Consider the following 24,460-nt stretch of genomic DNA (forward strand, 5'->3'; position numbering starts at 1 on the left):
CCCTGAATGAAATTTCAGGGGATTTTACCGAAGACCTTGAAAGGGATGGCACTAAGGGCGGCATCATCAGCGGAATGGAGCGTAACGAAGAAATCAGCGCACGAGATACGGCAATCATTAGGCAAGGTCGACACTACGTGTCTAGCGGAATGTCACGGCGAAACGTGACCACGGCGGTTCACGCCTGGCTGGAACGGGAGGTGTCCAAGCCACTCAAACAGCGCGCTGAGTGGGTGACAATGGAAACCGACAAAGCGCTAACCCGCAAAAGCGTGGAGGGAATCCTCAAACGCAATTTTGTGGTGTGACCGATATTTCAATGTCCTTTCAAATGGAAGTGAACTGCTCACCGCCGACCAATTTCTAGACCATTGCTCTCGCTGTCCAAATCAATCGAGAGCAATACCTATGAACACCTCTGTCACCGATTTTCCCCGCAAGACTCCCGCCAACGCTGCCTCACTTTTTGATGCCGCTTCAACTTTAATCCGCATGCGAGAAGTGGAAGGCATCGTGGGGATGAAGCGTTCGACCATCTACAAACTGATGCAGCGCACCGACTGCGGCTTTCCGCATCCCGTCAAACTGAGCAACAGCAACGCACGCGGCGCCCCTGTCGCCTGGGTCCTTTCCGAAGTTCAAGCGTGGGCGCGCAGCCGCATCGAGGCACGTGATCAGGTGGCGGCATGAGCCACAAGACTGCAAACAACGCTTTGATGCACCCATTTTCCGTGTTGCGTCGGATCGGTTTTTCGCCTCGCGTCATGCAGCGTCTTGAACGCTACCGCAGCCAACAGGACAAGCAAGGTCGAGTGGTCAGCGTGCTCAGCTGGGCCGACGGCACCTGGTGCGCCCTCTCCCTCCACTGCGAAAAAACCGGGGCCGTGGTCGTCGACGAAGGCCAGCAGATCGACGCCTACGAAGACGCCCGCTCCATGCTCAGCGGCGGATTTCTGCCCCTTCTCTCCCTGCGCTGGGAAGCCCATGCCTGAAACGAAAACGCCTCCGGGGGCGATCCGGAGGCGTTGAGGTAAATCAACATGCACGAACAATTTATGCCGCACCTGAAAAAACCGCAAGCCATCAGCGCAGTTGCACTTTGGAAAAACGGACGTTACTCTCTTGGCGTCGCTGCAAATTCAGCGATTGGGCTTGGCGGCCCATACAGTACAAGGCGCAACAGCGCCCCCATTACGATTGCAGGCGCTTTTTTTGTGCCCGCATTCCCGTGTTATGGCGGGTTGCGTAGGAGCACCCTCGGGTGCGCCGGTCTCCTTGTACGCCGGTCCGCCAATCCTGCGCAATCCGTCACCCTAATCTGCTTGGCGGCAGACGGTGGCGGTTCCTCAGTACAAGGAGCCTTCACAAATGCAACACGCCCTCAATCCGTCCAAAATCCGCGCCGCTGCACATCGTGCAATGGCTCTCGCCGCTTTACACGCCAACTCCAGCCTCGCTACACGTCTCTCCCGCTACAACGCTCACATGGCCAAAGCCCGCGCACTCGAAACCGCAGGCGGTGCCCAATGAACAACACTCTGAGTCTTGCCCTGCCTGAAAACTTGCTTTGTGTGAATCCGACCGCCGAAGCCGGTGTACCTATCGACGCCATCACCTGCGCCATTGACCGTGCTGACTCGGTGCTGACGTTGCTTGAGGATCACTTCGAAAACGAATCCTCACGCCTTGCCAATCACGTCATTGCCGCCGTCCTCTGGGACGTGCGCGGCACCCTCGGTTTGATCAAAACGCTGGCCATGCACGGTGACACCACCTCGACACCTGCGGTGCAGAAAGGCGGTGCTCTATGAACATTTCCACCACACCGGGCCACGCTACCTTTTCTCGCGTCAATTCCACCGACCTGAAGCTGTTTCGCGTCAATGCCGGTTTGCCGGTCGAAGACGCGCTGGAAATGGTGTCGCTGCTTCAGCATCACGCGAACCAGCTCAATTTCGACGCTGCCATGAGTGACAACGGCGACCGTTTCAGTTGGCCCGCCCTGTACCTGGGTGAGATGGCCAAAGCGCTGATTGATGACATCAACGACGCGCTGTTTCTGCCGAGGGCTGACACATGAGCCAACGCCCGAACAGCACCGCGAAACGTCCAAGCTTTGCCGACGTGAAAGCCGCTGCGCTGAAAGACATCGAGCGTGTCTTGTCGCATTGGCTGCCCAACGGCAAGCGCGTGGACGGCGGCAAGGAATACACAGCCCCGAATCCGACCCGCAGCGACAAGCGCGCCGGATCGCTCAAGGTCAGTTTGAGCAAAGGCACCTGGGCGGATTTTGCTACCGGCGACAAAGGCGGCGACCTGATCGATCTGGTGCGCTATCTGGACGGCGGCACCGACGTCGAGGCTTGCAACAAACTGGCCGACCTCCTAAACGTCGCGTCGGGCGCCGCCAAGACAAGGGCCGCACCGACCCAGCCGAAGGCGCCGACGTGGAACGCCATTCAGCCGATCCCGGCCGAGGCCATGAACAAGTGCCCGGCCAAGCATCGGCAGCACGGTGTGCCCTCCAAAGTCTGGTTCTACCGCGACGCGCAGGGTCAGCCCCTCATGGCGCTGTATCGCTTCGACCTCGGTCCGGATGAAGACGGCAAGCCGAAGAAGGTCTTTGCGCCACTGACGTGGTGTCAGCGCGCCGATAGCCAAACCAAACAATGGCGCTGGCAGGGTCTGCCGGATCCACGTCCGCTGCTGCGCCTTGATGAACTGGCCCAGCGCGCTGACGCACCGGTGGTTCTGTGCGAAGGCGAGAAAGCGGCCGACGCCGCCACCGAGCTGTTGCCGACTTACGTCGCCACCTGCTGGCCGAATGGCTCCAACTCCTGGCACAAAGCTGACCTGACGCCGCTCAAGGGACGCGACGTTTTGTTGTGGCCGGACAACGACGACAGCGGTAAAGCCTGCATGGCTACCGTTGCCGAAAAGCTGCACGAAATCGGCGCCGCTTCGGTCCGGGTCATCGCGCTGGAGGTGTTCAAACGCAAGCCGACGTTGAAGAACGACCGCGTCGCGTTCGTCAAAGGTGGTCAATGGAACGACGGCGACGATGCCGCCGATGCGCTCGACAAAGGCTGGACCGCCGGCCACTTCGCCGAACTGGAAAGCAGCGGCGAGCTGTTCGGTGTGATCGAAGAAGCGCCGGTAGTTGACAAGATGAAAGCCAAGTCGGAACCGGAGCCGGAACCGAAACCCAAAGCAGCAGCCAAGCGCCCGGCAAAATCGAAAAACGACCTGATGCCCGGTGGCTTTCGACTGACGCCCGAAGGTGTGTTTTATGCCGGCGACGACGGTGAAGCACGCCCGGTGTGTTCGCCACTGGCAATCCTTGCGCGTACCCGTGACGAGAAGGGCCACAACTGGGGCTTGCTGGTCGAGTTCGACGACCCCGACGGCACCAAGAAACGCTGGAACATCCCGGCACGCACAATGACCGGTGACTTCGGCAAGGACGTGCTCGGTCCGTTGGTGGACATGGGGTTGCGTCTGGCCGGTAGTCGTTCGGGGCGCAACGCACGCAACGATTTACAGAGTTACCTGGGCGGCTTCGACAGTGCGCAACGTGCGCGACTGGTCACCCGATTGGGCTGGCATGACAATGCCTTTCTGTTGCCCGAGCAGCAGGTCGGCGTGCACGCAGAACACCTGCACTTCTATGAGGCCGGCGCGCAGCTTCCGCCGATCAGCGAAGCGGGCACGTTGGAGCAATGGCAGCAGCAAATCGGCGCGCTGTGCATTGGCAATCATCGCTTGGCGTTTGTCGTCGGTGTGGCCTTCGCCGGTCCCCTGCTGCACATGCTCGGCCACGAATCGGGCGGTTTTCACCTGTACGGCGACAGCTCCGGCGGCAAGACCACGCACCTGCAAGTTGCCGCCTCGATCTACGGCGGGCCGCGTCTGGGGCGCTCATGGCGCTCGACCGATAACGCGCTTGAGTCGATCGCTGCCGCGCATTCCGACGGGCTTCTGGTGCTCGATGAAATCGGCATGTGTGATGCCCGCATCATCGGCGAGACGGTGTACATGCTCGGCAACGGTACCGGCAAGGCACGCGCCAATGATCGAGGGCAAGCGGGCCGACAGGTGCAGGAATGGCGCCTGCTGTTTCTCTCCACCGGCGAGAAGACCTTGGCCCAGCACATGGCCGAAGCCAATAAGGAACTGAAAGCCGGTATGGAGGTGCGGATGCTAGCCGTCCCGGCCGATGCCAGCAAAGGCCTCGGCATGTTCGATACGCTCAACGGTTTCGAAGACGCGGCAGCACTGTCCGACGCGCTCAAAGCCCGCGTGGCGAACTACTACGGCACACCGATCACTGCGTTCCTCAAGGCCCTATGCGAGCCGGGCAAGCGTCACGGCTGGGCTGCGATTCTGCGCCGCACGCTAGAAGGCTTTATTGCCAAGTCGCTTCCAGCGTCCGCGAGTGGACAGGCGCACCGTGCTGCTGCTCGTTTTGGCCTCGCCGCTGCAGCGGGCGAGCTGGCCACCGCAATGGGCATCACCGGCTGGCCGGACGGCACGGCCACCACTGCAGCTCGGGTGTGCTTGAACGCCTGGCTCAACGAGCGCGGCGGCGCCGGTAACTTCGAAGGCGATGCGATCTTGGCGCGCCTAAGACAAGTCATCGAGCGATTTGGTGAAAGCCGCTTCACACGCTGGGAATCGGCAGCGGCGAAGATCGACGAACACGGCCCGCGCACCATCGACCGCCTCGGCTTTCGTAAGACGCTGGAGCACGGCATGGGCGACACCATGCACACCACCAACACCTACTACGTACTGCCCGAGGCGTGGCGCTCCGAGATCTTCCGGGGCATGAACATCAACGCAGTGAACAAGGAGTTGTTGCAGCGCGGCGTATTGGAACCGGCCAGCGACGGCAAGGCGTCGAGTCTGGTCCGGTTGCCCGGCCTGGGACCCCAGCGCTGCTACATCGTAAAGACGATTCCGGGAACGGATGACAGCGAGGCTCGGGCTGCCTGAAGGCTCGTCCGCGGATCGAGGTAGCGCCGGCTTATTCCCGGCCTCGCCAGCCGCTCATTCAACCCAAACCCATTTTTTGAAGGAACAAGACAGATGAACCAATTCCAGACCTCCACCGAACAACATGAATTGCTGGTTAGCCACGAGACCACTGCGCTAACACAGCCGATTTCCGACACAACTGCCGCGACCGACCATAGCGCCAAGAAACAACGATTGATCGACGAGATCAACCAACTGACCGCCCAGCGCGATGAATATCTGCGCGAGGCTGAAGAGCACTACGCCAAAATGGCGCCGTTGGAAGCGCTACTGGAAGGCGATGAGATCATCGAGGCGGACCGGTTGAACAAAATCCGCAACGAGCACAGCAGCCTGAAAGTTCCATACGACGCCAGAAAACACCGTGCCTGGCTGCTCAATGCAAAGATCACTCGGCGCGAGCAATTGCTCAATCATGAAACCCTGATGGCGGGTTACACCGAGTCGATGGCGAACTGGAAAGCCGATGAGCTAGAGCTCAACGAAAAACGCGACAGCCTCAGCACTCGATTGACACAGATCCAGCAGCAAGCGGAAGAAGACATGACCAAGGCCCGGCAAGCCGAAACCGATGCCGCCACCGCATATGCGCAGGCAGTGGCCTGGGGCGATACCGAGGGCGAAAAGAACGCCAATGTCGATGCGCAGAAGGCCGCGAAAAACCTCGCAACGGCGACCGAACACAATCGTCGCCAGCACCTGATCATCACTGCGTTGGAACAGGAGCTGGCCATCATCGACAAGCACATTGCCGAGGCGCAGAGGGAATACAGTTCGACCCAAAAAACAGCGATGTACCTTGCCCGTACTGTGCTGGAAGAACAGTGGAACGAACAAGCGCAGGCGCTGATGGAGCTGGGCGGCAAGCTGTGGAGCGTGCAAGGCAGGTTGGGAGGCGAGCACCTCAGCTTGATGAAGCTGGTGCTTCCAAAAGAAGGCGAAGACTTCCACAGCTGGAACTGGCGCGAGCTGTTGGATCGATCCAGCCAGTACAGCGTGCAAGACATCCTTTCACTGTAACGCGCTTAGCCACCGAAACAGCCTACGCAGGTAGGCTGTTTAAACCTCCATAGGCTACAAAATGATCATTCAAACAGACCTCAGAAATACTCCCAACTGGAAAGACCTACTGAAAGCACGAATAGGCTCCTTAAAGGAAATGCTGGAATTTGTGGACAAACCTCGCATAAAAACGAAAGTCGAGATTCTCACCGTAAAATTGATCAAGGCCGAGATCATTAGCATCCAAGAGTATCTGAAACTGCCAGAATAGCGCTGAACTTGTGAGCAGCTCGAACATTCAAACTATCATCAAGCAAACATAGGAAAAAAACATGTCCAAACTTGCCGAATACCGTAAGCTAGAAAAACACCTCGCCGAGCAGCTCCTGGTGCTGGAAACGATGAAGAGCGACGGCGCACTGAAAAAAGAGATCGAGTTCGAGACTAAGCTGCGCGCCCTGCTCAACCAGTACGGCTTCAGCCTGAAGCACATCATCAACATGCTGGACCCGCAAAGCACGAAGCGCAGCCAAACACCGGCGGTAGCACTTGGTAAGCGCAAACCTCGTGAGCTGAAGGTGTACAAAAACCCGCATAACGGCGAATTGGTTGAAACCAAAGGCGGCAATCACAAGACGCTGAAGGACTGGAAAACCAAGTATGGTTCAGGCGTTGTTGAGAGCTGGCTCAATAGCTAACAAAGAAATCTAGAAAAAAGGCCTCCAAAGGGGCCTTTTTAGCTCAGGCCGATGTACGTATTGATTACTCATATCACCTCCGTGTACGGCCTATACGCAAAATAATAATAGATAAAATTATTATAGCGAGCTGCCGTACGCCGTCCGCCACCCACCCGCCAACACTAGTTTGTAGTTGCTATTAACTTCGAAATCACCGGAGCAATCTGGCGTCTACACAGAGCGTTAGGAACTTCACTTAAAACAAACTTTCCATGATGCTCGTTTAAATCAGTCATGATGCTCTCGAGCCCACCTTTACTCAAAGGCAGTATGATCGTACCCGCACAACACTGGTTCTTAGCAAGTCCATCTGAATTTTTTACTAACGGTCGGTCCGTTTTTCCTGGCAGCGCTTCGGAGCAGTTTTTAGAAATCTGCGTGCATGCAATGTAGGGTGCATTATCAACTAAGGCGTCTCTAGCTCCAGCAATTATGTCAGGGCGCGGCGTTCCATGGGCTCCTCTTCCTAATGAAAAAAGCACTAACTTAGGTCTAACAGCGGAAACAAGCTCTTTAGCAAACTCCCTATTATCTGATGTCCCACCGATGTGTCCCCCATGATGCGGAAAAACCAAAACATGAGCACTTATATCAACGTTTTCATTCATCATTATATTGAGACTATGTCTACCTGAATCCGCTGCAAGCAGACACAACCTCTCACCATCGTGCTCTATAAGCACGACAGCAGACATACTATTTGCATCAAGCTTAACCCCATCAGTATGTGCCCCATCATTAGTCGCAAGACATATTTCTGGAGTGGGATGGAGAACGTGAACTGTAGTGCCACATATGGCGAGTTGCTGCGGACTATCAACAGTTAGCGCAGGATGAACTTTGGTACCTTGAAGTCTTCTAGCATCTCCTGCGGCTATCCTGAACTGATGCCAAGAATCGGTCTTTCGTTTATCAGGATTTACATATACTTGTTGAACAGGACGATCCGCATTCATCAAAATCGGAATCGCTCCCGAAAGGTGATCACTGTCAGCATGTGAAATTAATAGCGCGCGAATAGATTTGATTTTTAAATCATCTAGAACCTTTGCAACAATTGGGCGCCCTGGCGCATCAATAATAATAGCTTCTTCACCATGCTTTATTATTGTGCAATTCCCATGCCCCACATCGAGAATTATAATTTCACCGCAATCCATCATCCCACTCCGGTTCCGGCGCCAATTTTACGTTCTCAAAATATAAGTCAACCTTCTCAGACGTGCTTACATTTGTTTGAGCCTCCAGAACAGTAAACCTTTCTACTTTTCCCTGATCATCCGTATCAACCAAAGACAAAGGAAAGCGGACTGTATCTTTGGGATTCCAACCATTTACGATCGCATCAATAACCCTAACGCCCCCTACATCAGAGACATCCATAACCTGTAGCAATGTTCTATAGAGCTTTCTATCATCTACTTTGCCACGCCTAAGCTCATTAATACATCTTGCAAAGGCCGCCCTAAGTTCATCTGGCTCATCTGCATCTTCACGACGAAGCACAACTGGAAGATTGCTTCGATACGTTCTAATAGCTATATCGGCGTACTGGTCTAGATACTGTGTCACCAATATCGTAGGATGTCTTTTTTCTACTAACGCAGCAGCGAGCTCGGCGCCTGATATGTCTGCAAATGCTCCATATCTCAACCGATGATCACAAACTGCTGCATCAGAATTGAGAATAATCAAATCGGCCAAAGCTGCCAAACTATCGGCTGCCTCCTGCCGATAGGGCTCGAAGCGGCCATCTTCCAACGCATGAATGATAGTTAAAGCGGCCTGATCGTCATCGTCTACAACCGCAACAATTTTAATTGGTTTCATGAAGTTCACGCAGGAGTAGGATTGGTAAGCAATGGAAATACAAAATTAAATATAGCTCCAGTTTCATTGACATTGGAAGCACTGTATTTACCACCCAAGTCCAAGACTGAATCCTTAACAATCGTCAGACCAAAGCCGGTACCCTCTTGCCTTGTTGTCTTGCCAGGAAGCCAAATCTCTTCAATATCCATATTAATTCCGGGTCCATTATCCTCAACCTCTATAGCAACAGTGTTACCTTCAATATTAACGGAAATTTTAATTTTTCTATCTTTCGTTCTGGCCCCAACACGCTCGAACGCACTAACAGAATTAGTAAGACAATTTGTAATTATAGTCTCAACTAAAGCTTCCGCCCCATATATAACTGCGTCATCAGTTCTGTATGGCACCAACTCAATTTCAATTTTTGCGTCTTCTAGTATTGGCTTCCACAGCCCATAGAGAGTTTGAATAACCTTATTTACATTTACCGCGCCATGCCGCCTCTTTTCTCGCTTGAGAAAGTCGATTTGCATTGATGCAAATCTGGTTAAGCGTTCTGATGCAGTAACAATCAAGTCCAAGGGAGACTCAAACTTTACAACAACTTCATCAGCGCAATATTGTTTAACTCGTCTGCGTATACTTTTCTCGCTACCCGCAATAGATCTAATAGGTTTACCGATCTCATGCGCAAACACCGCTGCCGTAGTCCCGGCAGTAGCAAGCGATCTATACAAGACCAAGTCCTCTCGAGTAGAACGCAACTCTCTTTGGAAATTTTGTTCCAGTCTATCAAGTGCTTTTATAGCCTTTTCTTTTTCAGTGGCAGGAAGCGCCTGAGAAATCGTATCCAACAATTCCGCGCGAGCTTGGGCAGGGGCCGCTTTGGATGTTATTTTCTGCAGATCTCGTCGCGCTTCAGCATCTCGTAACCGCCGACGCGCCAACCACTCCAATGCATCTTTTGCAAAGCGCCGAATCTCAAAGAACTCCTCGCTTTCAATAAAACCAAATCGGTCGGTTTTTTGCCTTAACACACCATCGGGGTCATCTACAATTACGCGCCCAACACTAGTATTTGTTGAGGGTCGCTCTTCTGGACTACGGGCTCGAGAAAGGTTCATATCCAACCAATCGTGACCGGCATCACCATATGGAGGAACTCGAAACTGGCGATGGTAAAAGTGAACTCCCCCTACGACTTTTAACCACTCCTTCACTTCGGTTATCGTTGACCCTCTCCCCGCAAAAGCATTCCTATTAAATACGAAACTATAGAGCTCAAATTTTGATGGAGGTGCGTTATACGTCAATGGAAATTTAGAGGACTTAGCGGGCCATTCGGCAGACGTAGCGCTATAAAGAGTATCGCCTTTGAAATCTAACACTTCTGCGTAGCCTGACCCATCAGGTAACAAATCTGCTTTGAGAACGTATTCGGCGTCATCCAGATAACCATTTCTAACTCTAGCTTCCAATTCTGGATAATCCGGAGCAACGAGTGTGACCTTGAAGTCACTTTCGCCTTGAAATGGACTAGTCAGAAGAACAATACTTCGCCCTAGTCGGTCTGTTTCGCCCCGCCCAAGAGCTCTCCTAACCCCTCTAAGGATGGTAGTTGTTCCACATTCTTCGCGAGTATTTTTTTCAATTGGAAGCCCAACTTCCTCAACAACCTTAACGTTATCGTATTTACTCCACTCGATATTTATAGAATGTGCGCCATTCGCCCCCGCAGTGTAATGGCGGGTAATCATTTCTACAGATGTCCCGGCCCTTAACGCGGCCAGTCGACCCAATCCTTTATCACCGACCGTCCTCCGGCCTTTACGAGTAAGCTTGGTACTTTCTTTAGATGATCCGCCCAATACCAACCAATTATTTTGTATCTGGTCATAGGTCATTCCAGAACCGTTATCTGAAATAACTATCACCCCACCATCAACTAGATCCATTCTAATTTCGACGATACACTCAGTCGCGTCCGCGTCATAGGAATTCCGAACTAGCTCGATAATTGCCTGATCAAGGTTTGGAACTAGCTCTTCACCAAGTCGCTCAAGGATGGACGGGGCGAATCTAAACCCTAAAGAGTGTGATTCCATGAGTTAAGCTCCATTTTAACCATTGATCCAAGGAAGCTGTTTGAGTGAGCCCACTGTAAGATGACGACACCTTATGAAATTATTCAACCACTCATCTGTGCTTTGGTCATTTAGTACGCGTAGCAATGCCCGACACGTACTGACTTTTTTGTCTTTTGGCTTAAGAATAAGAAGATGATTTTCGACCAATAGTTCTTTGGAATAAGTCACCATGGTACTTCTTGCCCGTTTCCTATCGGACGGGCTAGATGTGCGACGCACTATTACAAACGGCCCTTTCTCCACTCTACAAGCATAACTTGCGAATTCTTCAGGAAGCGATATATCTTTACCAACAACAGCATTTTTTGCGGTCAGATAACCATACACTTTCCCAGTGATAGGTGTCCGATGGGGAACTACAGGCCCCACTGAAACATCAAAAAAGTCGCCAACGTTTTTATCTTGAGCAGACTCCACCTTCGCTACTTGATTTTCGCATGTTGGTGCCTTAGTGGTAGCAGCAAATATTGCCACATCAATATCAGCCTGGTTTCCAAAAGCACCAAATGGATCAAACGAGCTTACATCTACTATCTTCCTGAACTCTCTCCGAAATCGCTCGTACGAACTGCCACTTCTTAAAACGTCAGGAACAAGAGCAAATACGCCTACACCTGGTGGAGCTTGAAGAATCACATGCTCCAAATGAAGTGCAGCAGCTGATCTTTTACCTTTCCCAACGATACTTTTAGTAGGGGCAATGATTCGCTGATAAGGGGGATTCATAACCACGCAGTCGTGCTGTCGAAGATTAAGATCTATAGTTAAAGCATCTCCGACGATAAAACTCTTAGGCAGCCCCCTGAAAACGAAGTCAGACGTCTGATTTTTTTCTACGCTATGGCGATGAACAGCCAGCGCTTGTATTCTCAACCATGCTATATCAAGAAAAGATTTGCGGAGATCAATTGCAACCAGGCGTTCTGCCCAGTTTTCAATTGTTTTGCTAGACGAACCTTCCAAAGGTAAATAATTGCATACCTCAATTAAAAGGTCGCCCACACCTACACTAGGGTCAATAAATCGTTGCCATCTAGCCATTTTTTGGCCTGACAGAATCTTTTTTGCCCAGGCGGGTCCTGAAAAGAAAACGCCATGCTTGCGTCGGTCAGCCAATGACAGCGTGCTGTACACAAAGTCCGTGGCATGCCCGTTCATCAGGTCGCTCACCAACTTTTCGGACATCGTCTCATCATCCGGGCTGCCCGCCGCCATAAGCGTTGTGGCAAAGGAGGAGAGGGAGATTTCGCCGTTCATCAATCAGCTTCACGTATATGGATAACCGGAAGAGTCTGCAGACTGTATGCCTGAACGGCAAGAAGAATCGGTCGAGGGGAGCGAATAGCAGCCAATGAGGCCCAACGACAAGCCCAGTAGGCCTAGTAGCTACTCGGGACCCGAAGTCAGCTGAGACCGCGATTGCGTCCAAACCGCGTAAGGATAGTCCAGCCGCAGATCCTTCCAACACATCATTCTTCCCCCGCATCAGATTACGAAGACACCACCGACAGGAGAATAACGATTAGTGCTTCTCCGCCCCGTCAGGCAATGCCTCATTCAACAAAGCTGTAACACTAAAGCTATCGGTAACACGGCACGAACTAGAACGGACAGAAGCATTGTTACAAACTAAAATCCTTTTAAATCAGATACTTAAAGAGGTTCGCTACACGAGTAACACGGGTAACACAGCTTTTTCTTGCCCCTGTCACCCCCAGAGATCGATACCTTCAGCGAATAGCTGCGAGCTACGTTGGCGACCCTGGCAATCTCCGAGTAGACGGGGTCGTATGTCCGCCAGACCTTGTTAGCTGGAGATCTCCCAGCTTAGTGAACAGGTGAACCGATGAATTGCCTGTTCACCTGTGCATCTGTCCTACAAAGCGAACGTTCTGCGATCACCATTGCCGATGTGGTAACGATGTACCTTTTTCTTCAAGATCCTTTCAATTTCAATGTTGAAATTTCAGTAAGCTGGGGCGCCTCCCACTAACGAGTTCCCGCGGGTTTCCGACCCCGTACCTTACGGAATCCCTCAGGGTCCCCAGCGAGTTTCAGCTACGCCTCGCAAACCTCGCCTCGATACTCGCCAACATCAGGTATCCGTGGCAGCGGCCGATATCGTCTCTGTCATTTGCCTGACCTAATCACACCAGCATCTGGTGGGTCAGCAGGCGTTACCTAAGTGGAGACAGAGTGATGGGCCAAGTTAAAGAAGCAATGGACACCCTCACAGAAGGCGTCGGGCTGGCGAAAACGATTGCTCTGAAGGCTGCGAAGCGCCCATGGAGCAGGGTGACGCTGATGGCCGCGGTCGGTGTGCTTGTGATGGGGTCTTATTGTTTCTACCTGACGTTGTTGGTCGGTGAGTTCGGAAAGAGCACAGACGACTTCTTTGCCGAATATCTGATGCAGCAACAGGACACCTTTGATCAGCGAGCACTGGACTACATCGAGATCTGCATAGATGCCCAGAAAAATAATGATTCGAACAAGGACTACTACTGCCAGGACGCCACTGCCTTTTACAAGGACGCCATCACGAACTTACCCAATAACAGAGTTGAAGAGAACATCCGGCGCGCTGCCTATAGCGCAATGAAAGTTGAGCTGGCGGCCAAGCTCCGCGCGAGCGTTATGGAGCGCGCTATAAAGAAAAGACCAAAACTCAATGACACCCTGAAATTTTTACTCAGCATCCAAGGTCTGATCCTCTTCTGCACGATGGGTGCGTTCGTCATGGGCGGTACCGCTTTTTACACCTATCGCTTGGCCCCGCCAGAACGATAGGCCAGCCAGCGAGCCGGGGCTTGTATCCCTACTTGTATCCCAGATTGTATAATCAGCCTGCAAGCCACGTATTATATGGAACCCGACAGTCTCCCTCGGGCACCAAAATTAACAAAGGTCTTGCTTAGCAAGGCCTTTTTTTTCGTCTGTCGGAAAGTGGACGCGCAATGCTGAAAGCTCACCACCGCGCGGCTCGCACGTGACATAGCACGAACTCAGGTGTCGGAGTCGTTTGCAGGCTCAGCCTGAGCACTTCCCCCAAACAACCGCGCTGCTATCGCCCGCCCCCGCTCCAGCCCCTCCTCCGTCAACCAGACCGACTTGTTCCTGTTCACCGGGTTACTGATGAAACCCTGCTCATGCAATCGGTTCATGATCTCGAAATCGAATCCTTTCCAGGCATTGCCGTCGTCGGAACTGAGTGCTGCCAACAGCGCAAGCACGGCGTCTTCCATCAGTTTGTCGTCGTATTCCATGGTCGTCACTCCATTCGTGTTCAACAGTTAACGTCGAGTGTGTGAAGGCTCACCATAATACTCGCCGACCTCCGACGGAAATGCCGCTCAATCCCGCGAAGGGTTATTGATCGGCTTCAGTGTGCCCGGCCTCGCCTTTGGGCTGCACTTGTTGATCTCGCTCCGTATAATCACGCCCCTCTGAAAGCAGCCCTACGCATCTTGCACCTGACGGTGGTTGCATCCAGGCATCAACTCTCACACTGACGGACGTCGCTAAAGGCCCCCCCATGGAAACGTCACTGGAAACAGTCGCCCTTTTCTCCCTCAAGCTCGCTTACGAGGAAGAAGGCCTGAGCCCGATCCTGCGGGACGACATGGTCATGGGTGATTACCAGAAAGACATTTTCGAACTGTTGGTGCGGCGCGGGGATGTCGAGACCATTCAGTTCAAGATGAACGAATGCCTGGGCTTGGCGATGGACGCCTTGGGCGGTGTCGAGAAACCGCTGGGGCGCGAGTTGCACAAGTTATCCGCTGACTTCAGCGAGGCGCGTTCGCTGGAGCAGCTGGATCAGCCGCTCCTCGCGCTCAAGGATTATTTGAAAGACATCTTGTAATGGGCTGAGCCGTTACAGCAGATGCTTCGAGATGTACTTGGAGATCTCCACCATCGAGGTCTTCCCGGTGAATTCGAACTTCACTTTCCCCAGTGACGAGAAGTAAATCTCCAGCTCCGAACCCAGATCGAACGTGCCCGAGGTTTCCACGGAGTAGGCGACGATGTTTTTGTACGGCAAGGAAGTGAAATCCTTCTTGCTGCCGGTAATCCCCTGAACGTTGACCGCGATGATGCGTTTGTTGGTAAACACCACGCCGTCACGCATGGCCTTGTAAGAGTCGATCACTTCCTCACCGTCCGGCAACAGTGCGCTTACGCGTTCGGCGTACTCATCGTTCTGCTTGAGTTTGAAGAAGCCTTTGTTGTTGAAGTCGATCATCTGTCCATCCTCATCTTCAAGAAAACATCCCGGTATTTCTTTGGTTCAACGACGGGCTTTCAGCACCCTGACATCCGTCGGGAAGCCATCGGCGCCAACAAGCTTTTTCCAGCCCAGATACTGAAATTCGCCCTTCTCATCAATGTAATCGCCCTTCTCCACTGATCGGCCGCCAACCACCGCCACGCGTTTCACCTCACCACAACCGCCGTCAGAAGGCCGAACCGTATAGATCACATACGGCTTCACGTATTGCGTGGCGCGGAAGTATTGGCCGCAGATCTCGTCGACGGTGATCAGCATGGTTTTCAGGCGTGCTTCGCCGTCGGTGTCTTCGTGCAGTTTCAGGAAGGAGATGTCACCGACGTCGCTGTAGCCGAGTGAACGCGCGCGTTGGTATTCGGGGGAGTTCTGGTGGGCGATGCGACCTTGCTGAGCGGCCTGGTTCATTCTGGCGGCGAACTCGGCTCTGCCCTGGGCAATCGTCGCTTCGCCTTGGGCGGCGACGTTTTCGCATTGCGCGAACTCTTGCGAGCCGAGGTATTGGGGCGTCAGGTTCAAGCGGTGTTCAGCGATGATCCGCAAGCTGCTCTCCAGGTCGCCTATCACCTCAACGGCGCCGGGTACGCGACCGCTCTGGACGTCGGCCATTTTTTCCTGCATTCGCTGACAGTTGGCGAGGTAATACTGCCAACTATTTTCCGGGTGTTCTTGCACGGCGGCAAATACAGGGGTCATTGCAGCGACGAGTGTGATCGCGCAAAACAGGCGCAAAGCGTGGGTGCTGACAGGCATAGGTAATCCGTTACGGAGATGGGCAGTGGCGCGACGCTACTATTTTGATATCTTGCCGTCCACTGCCAGTAAAGAGGTCGCCAGTGCCTCGATGGAGATTAATTTTCAGAGGGAAAACACCATGATGGCGTTGTTGTACTTTTTCGTCTGGGCAGCCGTTTGGGCCTGGGTCGTTCAGAGCCGGGGGGCCTGGAACCTGATCCTCGCCAATCTGGCAGGTGCTGCTTGCGGCCTCATGGTAGCCATGACCTTCTCGGTGGTCTGCTCAGGCCTTTTCCCGTCGGTTGTTCCTCCTGCACCCGCAAGTCTGGCCAGTAGCGTGCTGCAAGTGATCACAACAATCGGCGCACTGGCGGGTGTATGGATGTGGCTGGTCAGGCGTCCTCAACCAGAGCATCCGCTGGCCCGCCAACTTTTCGCCGGCCTCTGTGGATTGGCTGCGGGTGTGACGACGTTGATGTTTTTTGCGCTCAACTTTCACTGAGCGCCATTATCGTCACTGGCATTACGCGTCTGTTTTGTTATCTTGCCGCCATCGTCAGCGTTCACTTCGGGCGTGCGTTGATTTCAGGTTTCGAAGGTTTAAGGAAAGGATCGAATGGAGTTTCTGCGTTTTCTGGCGTTTGTCGCGGCCTGGGGTTTCATGTGGCGCTGGGTGGTGAAGAACCGCGGTAGCTGGAATATTTTCTACGGCAACCTCGTTGGCGCGGCGGGTGGTTTTATTGTGGCGATGGTGGTGCTGTCAATCACGCTGTCGTTGTTTCCATCGGCGCTGACGCAAACACAAAGCAGCGAGACACAGCGCGCTGCGGCGGCACTCATGCCTGAGCTGGAACGGTCAATGCAGCCTACACCTGTGATCGCATCCACCCCTGCCGAGTCCGACAACCTTGCGACCTATGTCGCCAGCGAACCACAGAACGAGCCATCTCCACCCGAGTCCGCACTTCTGCCGAACTACAGCAAGCGCCTGCCCACCTCACTGCTGGAGAAGGACTTCAAGGACAACGCGCATAACGACTTTACCGTTTCGCGCCGATTGGCCGGCACGCATCCGAACGCGGACAAATCCATGATGGCGTTCATGATTTGCGAACCCTTCATCAAGAGTGCCATGCGCTTTTCAGCGTCGACAGCGATTGCCAGTGCCAAGAGCGCGAGCAGCCAACGATTCAAGGATCAGACCTATACCATCAGCAGCACCGTCAGCGCTCGCAACATGTTGGGCGACGATGTCAGCTACGGTTTCGACTGTTCAGTTCAACAAGTGGACGGTAAAGATACTGACAAGGCCGCATGGCGACTGCTCGATCTGAAACTGAAGAAGATCGAGTCTTAAGCCTCGTTTAAGGGTTCAAGGCGCCGGCTGCGCTATCATCGCCAGCCTGTGCGCCTTGAGCTTTGCCCCTGAATGTCCCCGATACCTGCTGACCTGAACCCGCTGCCTCCCGTTTTGGCCGGCCCGCTGCTGCGCCGACTGGAACCAACGCGAGTGGTGCTGTGGCTGGTCGGTACGCGTCAACTGTCGCTGACCTTGCGCCTGCAAGGCGTAGGAGACATCCCTCTCGATGCCGGGAAATGCTCGGTCATTCCTGTAGGCAGCCAAGCGTTCATCCATCTGATCGACGTGGCCCTCGACAGCGCCCTGCCCTGCGACACCGTTGTAAGCTACGACTTGCTGATCGATGGCCAGCAGCAGATCGCCGACTGGGCGCCACATCTGTTGTATGGCGATGCCCCCAGTCCCAACCTTGTCGTGCGCTCGCGAATCGATCAATTGCTCCACGGTTCCTGCCGCAAGCCCCATCATCCGGCAGCGGATGGCTTGCTCTGTGTCGATCAGTTGCTGGCGGTAGAAGCCGATCCGCAGCAACGCCCGGCACTGCTGATGATGAGCGGCGACCAGATCTACGCCGATGACGTCGCCGGGCCGATGCTGCGAGCCATTCATAGTTTGATCGAACGCCTTGGCCTGTTCGACGAACACCTCGACGGTGCCGTGGTCAGCGACAGCGCAAAACTCTACGAACACCCCGCCAGCTACTACCATCGCGCGGATTTATTACCGGCGCTGGAGAGCAACGAGACATTACGCGAGCGATTTTTCGGCGGCGCGCGCAAGCCGATTTTCACCAGCAGCAGCGCCGACAATCACCTGGTGACCTTCGCCGAAGTCATGGCGATGTATTTGTTGGTCTGGTCGCCGGTTGCGTGGACGTTGATCAGTCCGACAGCGCCATCGCTGACGCCTGAACGCTTGAAGCGCTACACCGTCGAACAAACCCGCATCGATGGTTTCAAGGCCGGTTTGGGCAATGTCGCCCGGGCGTTGGCGCACCTGCCGAGCCTGATGATTTTCGACGATCACGACATCACCGATGACTGGAATCTTTCCGCGCAGTGGGAGGAAACCGCCTATGGGCATCCGTTCTCCAAACGCATTATCGGCAACGCCTTGATCGCTTACATGCTGTGCCAGGGCTGGGGCAACAATCCGGATGCGTTCAAGGATGTGCTGGAGAACACCCGACGCCTGAGCGCCAGCGGCGATGATCGCTATCTCGACAGCCCGGTACAGGACGCTCTGATCGATGACTTGCTGCGCTTTCAGCATTGGCATTTTGTGTTGCCAAGCAGCCCTGCGCTGGTGGTGCTGGACACCCGCACCCGGCGCTGGCGCAGCGAGATGGCGCTCAAGCAACCGTCGGGGCTTCTCGATTGGGAGGCGTTGAGCGAACTGCAACAGGAACTGCTCGATCACCCGTCGGCGATCATCGTTTCTCCGGCGCCGATCTTCGGCGTGAAGCTGATCGAAACCGTGCAGAAGGTTTTCAGCTGGTGCGGTTATCCGCTGCTGGTCGACGCGGAAAACTGGATGGCCCATCGCGGCGCCGCGCAGGTGATCCTGAACATTTTCCGACACACCCGCACACCCGGGAACTACGTGGTGCTGTCCGGCGATGTGCATTATTCCTTCGTCTACGAAGTGCTGATCCGACACCGCAAGGCGGGGCCACGGATCTGGCAGATCACCAGCAGCGGGATCAAGAACGAGTTTCCGAAAACCCTGCTGGAATGGTTCGACCGCCTCAACCGCTGGCTCTACTCGCCGCGCTCGCCACTCAACTGGCTCACCAAACGCCGGCGCATGCGCATCGTGCCGTACACCCCGGAACATGCCGAAGCGGGTGAGCGGCTGTGGAATTCAGCGGGGATTGGTCAGGTGTTTTTCAATGAGCACGGGCAGCCGAGCGAGATCATTCAGCACAATTCGAACGGGGCGGTGAAGACGCGGATGCTGGCGCCTGAGTTGGCGGATTATCCGGACTGACACGACGCCTTTTTGAGTGTGGGAGCGGGCTTGCTCGCGAAAGCATCTTGTCAGTCGACATTGTTGTTGAATGATCAATTGCATTGGCGAGCAAGCCCGCTCCCGCAGGGGCGTATCGGTAGCTTGTCAGTGCGCGGCCAAGGCGCGAGCCACACCTCTGACAATCATCTCCACCTCCCGCTCATCAATCGTCAGCGGCGGCAGCAGCCGTATCGTCTTGCCGCGCGTCACATTGATCAGCAACCCATGATCTCGCGCTGCAATCAACGTCAGATCACGGATCGGTTGCTTCAACTCGATGCCGATCATCAAGCCCTGCCCACGAATCGCCAACACGTCAGGATTGTCCGCCAGCTCGGCGCGCAGGCGGGTCAACAGGCGTTCGCCCTGCACCCGGACGTTCTCCAGCAACCCCTGTTCCTCGATGATTTCCAGCACCGTGCAGCCGACCCGGCAGGCCAGCGGATTACCGCCGAACGTACTGCCATGACTGCCGGGGGTAAACAGATTGGCCGCCCTGCCCCGCGCCAGGCAAGCGCCAATCGGTACGCCGTTGCCGAGGCCTTTGGCCAGGGTCATGACGTCCGGAACGATGCCTTCGTGCTGGAACGCAAACCACTGGCCGGTGCGGCCAATGCCGGTCTGGATTTCGTCGAGCATCAGCAGCCAGGCGTGCCGATTGCACAGTTCGCGCAAGGCTTTGAGGTAGCCGGGCGGCGCCAGTCGCACGCCGCTTTCGCCTTGAATCGGCTCGACCAGAATCGCCACGATGCGCTCGCCATGCTTTTGCTGCAGCTGATCCAGCGCCGTCAGATCACCGAAGGGCACTTTGACAAAATCCCCCGGCAGATCATTGAACCCCAGCCGTACCGCAGGGCCATCACTGGCCGACAACGTCCCCAGCGTGCGGCCATGAAACGCGTTGGCCATGACCACCACCAGCGGCTGTTCGATGCCTTTGCTCCAGCCGTACAAACGCGCCAGCTTCAGCGCGGTTTCGTTGGCCTCGGCGCCGGAGTTGTTGAAGAACGCCCGCTCCATTCCCGACAACTGCGTGAGTTTCTGCGCCAGCTGTTGCTGCCAGTCGATGCTGTACAGGTTGGAGGTGTGCAGCAACATTCCGGCCTGTTCGCTGATGGCGGCGACGATACGCGGATGTGAGTGCCCGACATTGGTCACCGCGACGCCCGCGACGGCATCCAGGTACTCACGACCGGCCTGATCCCACAGGCGAGTGCCCAGGCCTCTGGTGAAACTCAGGGCCAGCGGTTGGTAGGTGTTCATCAGGGCGGCGGTCATGACTTCAAACTCCAGTGAAGGTCGGTGTGTTTGCAGTATGGTTAGCCACCAGAACTGGATAAACTCGGAAAAACTTCAATCATTTAAAAGCAGAGATTGACAATGGACCTGTTGCAGGCGATGAGCGTGTACGTGAAGGTCGTGGAAGCCGGGAGCATGACGGCGGCCGCGTTGCAGTGCGAAATGTCCACGACCATGGTTGGCAATCATCTGCGCGCGCTGGAGCAACGGCTCGGTGTGCAGCTGCTGCAGCGCACCACTCGCCGGCAGCGGCTGACCGAGTTCGGCAGTGTTTACTATCAGCGCTGTCTGGATGTATTGGGACTCGTGGCCGACTCCGAGCGCTTGGCCGAACAGGCCCTCGACGAGCCTCGCGGGCTGCTGCGCATCACCGCGCCGCTGACCTTTGGTGTCGAACGTCTGGCACCGGCGCTCAGCGAGTTTTCCCTGCAATACCCGCAGGTAAAAATGGATGTGGTGCTGACCAACCGCCGCCCGGATCTGCTGGAAAGTGGTCTCGACGTGGCGTTTCGGCTAGGGCATTTCGAGCAGTCGAACCTGATCGCCCGGCCGCTGATCGATTACACCCTGACCGTGTGCGCCTCCCCGGCCTACGTCGCCCGACGCGGCATGCCGATCACCCCGCAAGACCTGCAACAACACGATTGCCTGTCGTTCGCCTACCCTGCCGGCGATGACTGGCAATCGGTGGAAAAACGCTGGCGCCTCAGCGGCCCGGACGGTGAGATTCTGGTGGATGTCAGCGGGCCAATGCTGATGAACACCTCCGCTGGCCTGCATCAGGCGGCACGCACCGGCATGGGCATCGTGATGCTGCCCGATGCGCTGGTGGAACAAGACCTGCGCGATGGCAAACTGGTGACGGTGATCCCCGATTACCAGCCCCCGAGCCGCCCGTTGCATCTGCTTTACGCCCCGGATCGTTATCGCTTGCCAAAGCTGCGGCGCTTCGTCGAGTTTGCGATGCAGACGTGGGGCAGATCCTGATCCGGAGGCTTTCGACTAAGCTCCCATGATCGCCGACAAGGACGCCGCCATCTGATGAAAAACAACCTCACCGTACGCAATCTGTTGCCCGATGAAGTGGAGTCAGTGCGGCAGTTTCTTGGGCAACACGGCTGGGGCCATCGAACAGGCTCCAGCGACCACTTCGCCCAACTCATCGAAAACTCGCAACGTACTGCCGTCGCGCTGAGCGACGAGCAGATCATCGGTTTCGCCCGAGGCATCACCGACGGTTTGTCCAACGGTTATCTGTCGATGGTCGTGGTCGATGACCAGCATCGGCGCGCAGGCGTTGGCCGTGCGCTGGTCGAGCATGTCATGGGCGACAACTCCGACATCACCTGGGTGCTGCGCGCAGGTCGTGAAGGCGCGCAGGCGTTCTTTGCCAGTTTGGGGTTTGAAACATCGGTGATTGCCATGGAACGACCAAGGCTCAAGTAACGCGCCTGGATCACCCCCCGCTTTTCACCAACACCGGTTTCTCCTGATAGCGCTGCGCAAACAACTGCTTCAACTGCGCGACCTTCGGCATGTCGTTGATCACGATGTACGGATAGCTCGGATGCTCGGTCAGGAAGTCCTGGTGATAGTCTTCCGCCGGGTAAAATCCGTTGTAGCTTTCCAGTTTGGTGACGATCGGTTTGCTGTAGGCATGCGCCGCATCGAGCTGGGTGATGTAGGCCTGCGCCACGCGTTGCTGGTCGGCGTTGACCGGGAACAGTGCCGAGCGGTATTGCGTGCCGCTGTCGGGGCCCTGGCGGTTGAGTTCGGTCGGGTTGTGGGCCACCGAGAAGTAGATCTGCAGCAGGCTGCCGTAGCTGACTTGCGTCGGGTCGAAGGTAACCTGCACCGACTCGGCATGGCCGGTGTCGCCTTCGCTGACCCGCTCGTATTGCGCGGTGTTCGCGGCACCGCCGGCGTAACCGGAGACGGCTTTCTGCACACCTTTTACGTGTTGAAAAACCCCTTGTACGCCCCAGAAACAACCACCGGCGAACACTGCAGTTTCACTGTGCGCCTGTGTGGTTTCGTCGAGGGCCGGCGGCGGAATGATCACCGCGTCCTCGGCCCCGAAAGAGAACGCCGAGCACTGGCCGATCACACCGGCCAGCGCGACAGCCAATAATCCACGCCGCCAGTTGTTTTGATTTTTCATGTTGCGCACTCCTGATCAGCCGAAGGTGAAGGCGTAGGCCGATACGCCCGGGTCAAGAAATTCGATGCTGAAGGTTCGATCCTTCACCGCATCGGGTTGCCGCACTAGCTGATACAAGCGCTGTTCGGTCACGCGACCGCTGCCATCCGGGGCGACATCGACGCCGTGCGCGTCACCCGGCGCCTGACCGTCAATCGACACTTTGAAGCGCACCGGTTTACCGTCCACGCCCGGCCCCAGCACCAGGTGCAGATCACGGGCGTGGAAGCGGTAGACGATACGACTGGCCGGCGCGCTGGCGGTAGCGCGCTCGGCACCGACGGCCCATTGGCCGCCGAGGCTCCAGTCATTCAGGGTCAGGTTGGCGGGTGGGTTATAGGTCGCGACCTTGTCAGGCACCAGGCTGGTTTCCGGTACGAAATGTTCCGCCCGCTGGTAGCCGACATAGGTTTCCGGCGACAGCACCTGATTCATGTCTGGCGCCTGTTGCACCCCTTGGGCGTCGGCGTTGATCAAGCCGTCGGCCACGGTTTTCGCCCCGGCCTCACGCAGCAACTGCTGGATGACCCGCTCCGATTCGGCGTAGTCGCCTTCGCCAAAATGGTGGTAGCGAATGCGCCCCTGGGCGTCGGCAAAGTAATGCGCTGGCCAGTATTCGTTGTTGAAGGCGCGCCAGATCCTGTAGTCGTTATCGATCGCCACCGGGTAATTGATACCCAACTCTTTCATGGCTTTAGTGACGTTGCCCACGTCACGTTCGAAGGCGAATTCCGGCGCGTGCACGCCGATCACCACCAGGCCTTGATCGCGGTACTTTTCGGCCCAGGCTTTGACATACGGCAGCGTGCGCAGGCAGTTGATGCAGGAGTAGGTCCAGAAATCCACCAGCACCACTTTGCCTTTGAGTGCCTGGGCGTCCAGCGGTGGCGAGTTGAGCCATTGCACGGCGCCATTGAGCGGCGGCAACTGGCCTTCGACCGGCAGTGTTCCCGGCGCCTTGTCAGCGATTTTCATCGCGCTGCCCGTGGCCTTCATGCTGCCGTTTGCCGTGTCATCCGCTGCAGGAATCTGCGCCATCATCGTGCCGTTGCCCGCGGCAGATTTGCCAGAGAGCTTGCCGACCAGCGCTTGTTCAATTCCGCCAGTGGACGCGGTCGACAGCCGTGCCAGCAGACCGGTATCCAGACCCAGTGCAATGGCTGCAACACCTACGAGCATTGCCGCGCCCAGCCCGCGCCGGATCCATTCACCGGTGCCGATCGAGCGCTTCATCAGCGCAAACACCTTACCGCCCAGCAACAACGCTGCCGCCAGTGAAGTCGCGGCGCCCGCCGCGTAGGCGAGCAACAACAGCGTGGTGGCGATGCTTGCCCCTTGCAACGCGGCCCCGGTCAGAATCAAGCCGAGAATGGGCCCGGCGCACGGTGCCCAGAGCAATCCCGTGGCGACGCCGATCAGAAACGACGCGCCGGGACGCGGTCGGTTGTCCTGCCCGGCGGCCTCGGACAAGCGGCTGCCGGCCGACACCAGCGGCCGGGTCAGGCGCTCGGCGAGGCGCGGCAGCAGCAGCGTCAGCCCGAACAGTGCAACGAACAGCAACGCGAGCCAGCGACCGTACTGATTGACTTGCACCACCCAACCGCCGCCCACTGCCGCCAGCGTGGCGACGAGGGCGAAGGTCAGCACCATCCCGGCCAATAGCGGCAAGCCACTCTTGATAAACGGCTGCCCGGTGCGAGCGAAGACAAAAGGCAGAACAGGCAGGATGCACGGACTGACGATCGTCAGCACACCGCCCAGATAAGCGAGAACCAAGAGCCACATGGTGTCGTCCTGTAGAAAGTGAAAATCGAATACGGGCCATGG

At 55.8% G+C, this 24,460-nt stretch carries 24 protein-coding genes and 1 pseudogene; 15 read left to right on the forward strand and 10 right to left on the reverse strand.

Going from position 1 to position 24,460, the window contains the following annotated elements:
- From PseAD21_RS22395 to PseAD21_RS22430, 8 genes and pseudogenes are all read left to right on the forward strand, one after another.
- Positions 1 to 308, forward strand: a pseudogene (locus PseAD21_RS22395) (primase C-terminal domain-containing protein); the annotation flags it as partial.
- Between the two features lie 100 nt (positions 309 to 408).
- Positions 409 to 690 (forward strand): AlpA family transcriptional regulator, encoded by a 282-nt coding sequence (locus tag PseAD21_RS22400; RefSeq protein ID WP_102357891.1) that lies wholly within the window; start codon positions 409 to 411, stop codon positions 688 to 690.
- Positions 687 to 992, forward strand: coding sequence for a hypothetical protein (locus PseAD21_RS22405; protein ID WP_102357893.1), 306 nt, complete (start codon positions 687 to 689; stop codon positions 990 to 992). The genes PseAD21_RS22400 and PseAD21_RS22405 overlap by 4 nt, the downstream gene beginning before the upstream one ends.
- Before the next feature lie 534 nt (positions 993 to 1,526).
- Positions 1,527 to 1,811, forward strand: coding sequence for a hypothetical protein (locus tag PseAD21_RS22410; RefSeq protein ID WP_102357894.1), 285 nt, complete (start codon positions 1,527 to 1,529; stop codon positions 1,809 to 1,811).
- Positions 1,808 to 2,080, forward strand: coding sequence for a DUF3077 domain-containing protein (locus tag PseAD21_RS22415; protein ID WP_102357896.1), 273 nt, complete (start codon positions 1,808 to 1,810; stop codon positions 2,078 to 2,080). The genes PseAD21_RS22410 and PseAD21_RS22415 overlap by 4 nt, the downstream gene beginning before the upstream one ends.
- Positions 2,077 to 4,995 carry a DUF927 domain-containing protein gene (locus PseAD21_RS22420; protein WP_102357897.1) on the forward strand — a complete coding sequence of 973 codons (2,919 nt, stop codon included), beginning with the start codon at positions 2,077 to 2,079 and terminating at the stop codon, positions 4,993 to 4,995. The genes PseAD21_RS22415 and PseAD21_RS22420 overlap by 4 nt, the downstream gene beginning before the upstream one ends.
- Positions 4,996 to 5,088: 93 nt before the next feature.
- Positions 5,089 to 6,057, forward strand: a complete 969-nt coding sequence (locus PseAD21_RS22425) for a chromosome segregation protein SMC (protein ID WP_256588230.1) — start codon at positions 5,089 to 5,091, stop codon at positions 6,055 to 6,057.
- Positions 6,058 to 6,371: 314 nt separating this feature from the next.
- Positions 6,372 to 6,737, forward strand: coding sequence for a histone-like nucleoid-structuring protein, MvaT/MvaU family (locus PseAD21_RS22430; RefSeq protein ID WP_102357899.1), 366 nt, complete (start codon positions 6,372 to 6,374; stop codon positions 6,735 to 6,737).
- Between the two features lie 164 nt (positions 6,738 to 6,901).
- Here PseAD21_RS22430 and PseAD21_RS22435 read toward each other — a convergent pair whose 3' ends face one another.
- From PseAD21_RS22435 to PseAD21_RS29595, 4 genes are read right to left on the reverse strand one after another with little or no spacing between them, the layout of a single operon-like run.
- The gene (locus PseAD21_RS22435) at positions 6,902 to 7,939 is read right to left on the reverse strand and encodes a ComEC/Rec2 family competence protein (RefSeq protein ID WP_158242604.1); all 1,038 of its coding nucleotides are present in this window, start codon (positions 7,937 to 7,939) and stop codon (positions 6,902 to 6,904) included.
- Positions 7,926 to 8,609 (reverse strand): hypothetical protein, encoded by a 684-nt coding sequence (locus tag PseAD21_RS22440; protein ID WP_102357902.1) that lies wholly within the window; start codon positions 8,607 to 8,609, stop codon positions 7,926 to 7,928. Before PseAD21_RS22440 ends, PseAD21_RS22435 begins: the two co-directional genes overlap by 14 nt.
- Positions 8,610 to 8,614: 5 nt before the next feature.
- On the reverse strand, positions 8,615 to 10,699 hold the full coding sequence (locus PseAD21_RS22445) for a sensor histidine kinase (RefSeq protein WP_102357903.1): 2,085 nt from the start codon (positions 10,697 to 10,699) through the stop codon (positions 8,615 to 8,617).
- A gap of 15 nt (positions 10,700 to 10,714) precedes the next feature.
- Complete coding sequence (locus PseAD21_RS29595; protein ID WP_146011308.1) at positions 10,715 to 11,998, reverse strand: hypothetical protein; 1,284 nt, start codon at positions 11,996 to 11,998, stop codon at positions 10,715 to 10,717.
- 942 nt (positions 11,999 to 12,940) lie between these two features.
- Here PseAD21_RS29595 and PseAD21_RS22450 point away from each other — a divergent pair.
- Entirely contained in the window at positions 12,941 to 13,531 is a 591-nt protein-coding gene (locus tag PseAD21_RS22450; protein WP_102357905.1) for a hypothetical protein, read from the forward strand.
- Between the two features lie 215 nt (positions 13,532 to 13,746).
- Here PseAD21_RS22450 and PseAD21_RS22455 read toward each other — a convergent pair whose 3' ends face one another.
- Positions 13,747 to 14,007 carry a DUF6429 family protein gene (locus PseAD21_RS22455; RefSeq protein WP_102357906.1) on the reverse strand — a complete coding sequence of 87 codons (261 nt, stop codon included), beginning with the start codon at positions 14,005 to 14,007 and terminating at the stop codon, positions 13,747 to 13,749.
- A gap of 269 nt (positions 14,008 to 14,276) precedes the next feature.
- Between PseAD21_RS22455 and PseAD21_RS22460 the strand changes: the two genes are divergently transcribed.
- Positions 14,277 to 14,606: a hypothetical protein gene (locus PseAD21_RS22460; RefSeq protein ID WP_102357908.1), complete on the forward strand. Its 330-nt coding sequence runs from the start codon at positions 14,277 to 14,279 to the stop codon at positions 14,604 to 14,606.
- A gap of 12 nt (positions 14,607 to 14,618) precedes the next feature.
- Here the strand turns inward: PseAD21_RS22460 and PseAD21_RS22465 are convergent, their stop codons facing one another.
- Both PseAD21_RS22465 and PseAD21_RS22470 read right to left on the reverse strand, forming a co-directional pair.
- On the reverse strand, positions 14,619 to 14,987 hold the full coding sequence (locus tag PseAD21_RS22465; protein WP_102357909.1) for a PH domain-containing protein: 369 nt from the start codon (positions 14,985 to 14,987) through the stop codon (positions 14,619 to 14,621).
- A gap of 45 nt (positions 14,988 to 15,032) precedes the next feature.
- The gene (locus PseAD21_RS22470) at positions 15,033 to 15,782 is read right to left on the reverse strand and encodes a hypothetical protein (RefSeq protein ID WP_102357911.1); all 750 of its coding nucleotides are present in this window, start codon (positions 15,780 to 15,782) and stop codon (positions 15,033 to 15,035) included.
- Between the two features lie 25 nt (positions 15,783 to 15,807).
- Between PseAD21_RS22470 and PseAD21_RS22475 the strand changes: the two genes are divergently transcribed.
- The 3 genes from PseAD21_RS22475 (at position 15,808) to PseAD21_RS22485 (ending at position 19,113) form a co-directional block, all read left to right on the forward strand.
- Positions 15,808 to 16,266: a hypothetical protein gene (locus PseAD21_RS22475; RefSeq protein ID WP_256588231.1), complete on the forward strand. Its 459-nt coding sequence runs from the start codon at positions 15,808 to 15,810 to the stop codon at positions 16,264 to 16,266.
- Positions 16,267 to 16,380: 114 nt separating this feature from the next.
- The gene (locus PseAD21_RS22480; RefSeq protein WP_102357912.1) at positions 16,381 to 17,121 is read left to right on the forward strand and encodes a hypothetical protein; all 741 of its coding nucleotides are present in this window, start codon (positions 16,381 to 16,383) and stop codon (positions 17,119 to 17,121) included.
- Positions 17,122 to 17,193: 72 nt separating this feature from the next.
- On the forward strand, positions 17,194 to 19,113 hold the full coding sequence (locus tag PseAD21_RS22485) for an alkaline phosphatase D family protein (RefSeq protein WP_102357914.1): 1,920 nt from the start codon (positions 17,194 to 17,196) through the stop codon (positions 19,111 to 19,113).
- A gap of 126 nt (positions 19,114 to 19,239) precedes the next feature.
- Here PseAD21_RS22485 and PseAD21_RS22490 read toward each other — a convergent pair whose 3' ends face one another.
- Positions 19,240 to 20,412, reverse strand: coding sequence for an aspartate aminotransferase family protein (locus tag PseAD21_RS22490; protein ID WP_102357915.1), 1,173 nt, complete (start codon positions 20,410 to 20,412; stop codon positions 19,240 to 19,242).
- Positions 20,413 to 20,514: 102 nt separating this feature from the next.
- On the opposite strand from PseAD21_RS22490, the gene PseAD21_RS22495 reads away from it, so the two are divergent.
- Entirely contained in the window at positions 20,515 to 21,420 is a 906-nt protein-coding gene (locus tag PseAD21_RS22495; RefSeq protein WP_102357917.1) for a LysR family transcriptional regulator, read from the forward strand.
- A 54-nt stretch (positions 21,421 to 21,474) separates the two neighbouring features.
- On the forward strand, positions 21,475 to 21,879 hold the full coding sequence (locus tag PseAD21_RS22500) for a GNAT family N-acetyltransferase (RefSeq protein WP_102357919.1): 405 nt from the start codon (positions 21,475 to 21,477) through the stop codon (positions 21,877 to 21,879).
- 10 nt (positions 21,880 to 21,889) lie between these two features.
- Here PseAD21_RS22500 and msrA read toward each other — a convergent pair whose 3' ends face one another.
- Complete coding sequence (gene msrA, locus PseAD21_RS22505) at positions 21,890 to 22,594, reverse strand: peptide-methionine (S)-S-oxide reductase MsrA (RefSeq protein ID WP_102357920.1); 705 nt, start codon at positions 22,592 to 22,594, stop codon at positions 21,890 to 21,892.
- Between the two features lie 15 nt (positions 22,595 to 22,609).
- Positions 22,610 to 24,418 (reverse strand): cytochrome c biogenesis protein DipZ, encoded by a 1,809-nt coding sequence (locus PseAD21_RS22510; protein ID WP_102357922.1) that lies wholly within the window; start codon positions 24,416 to 24,418, stop codon positions 22,610 to 22,612.
- Positions 24,419 to 24,460: the final 42 nt, after the last annotated feature.

Source organism: Pseudomonas sp. AD21 (genome assembly GCF_002878485.1).
Taxonomy (GTDB): Bacteria; Pseudomonadota; Gammaproteobacteria; order Pseudomonadales; family Pseudomonadaceae; genus Aquipseudomonas.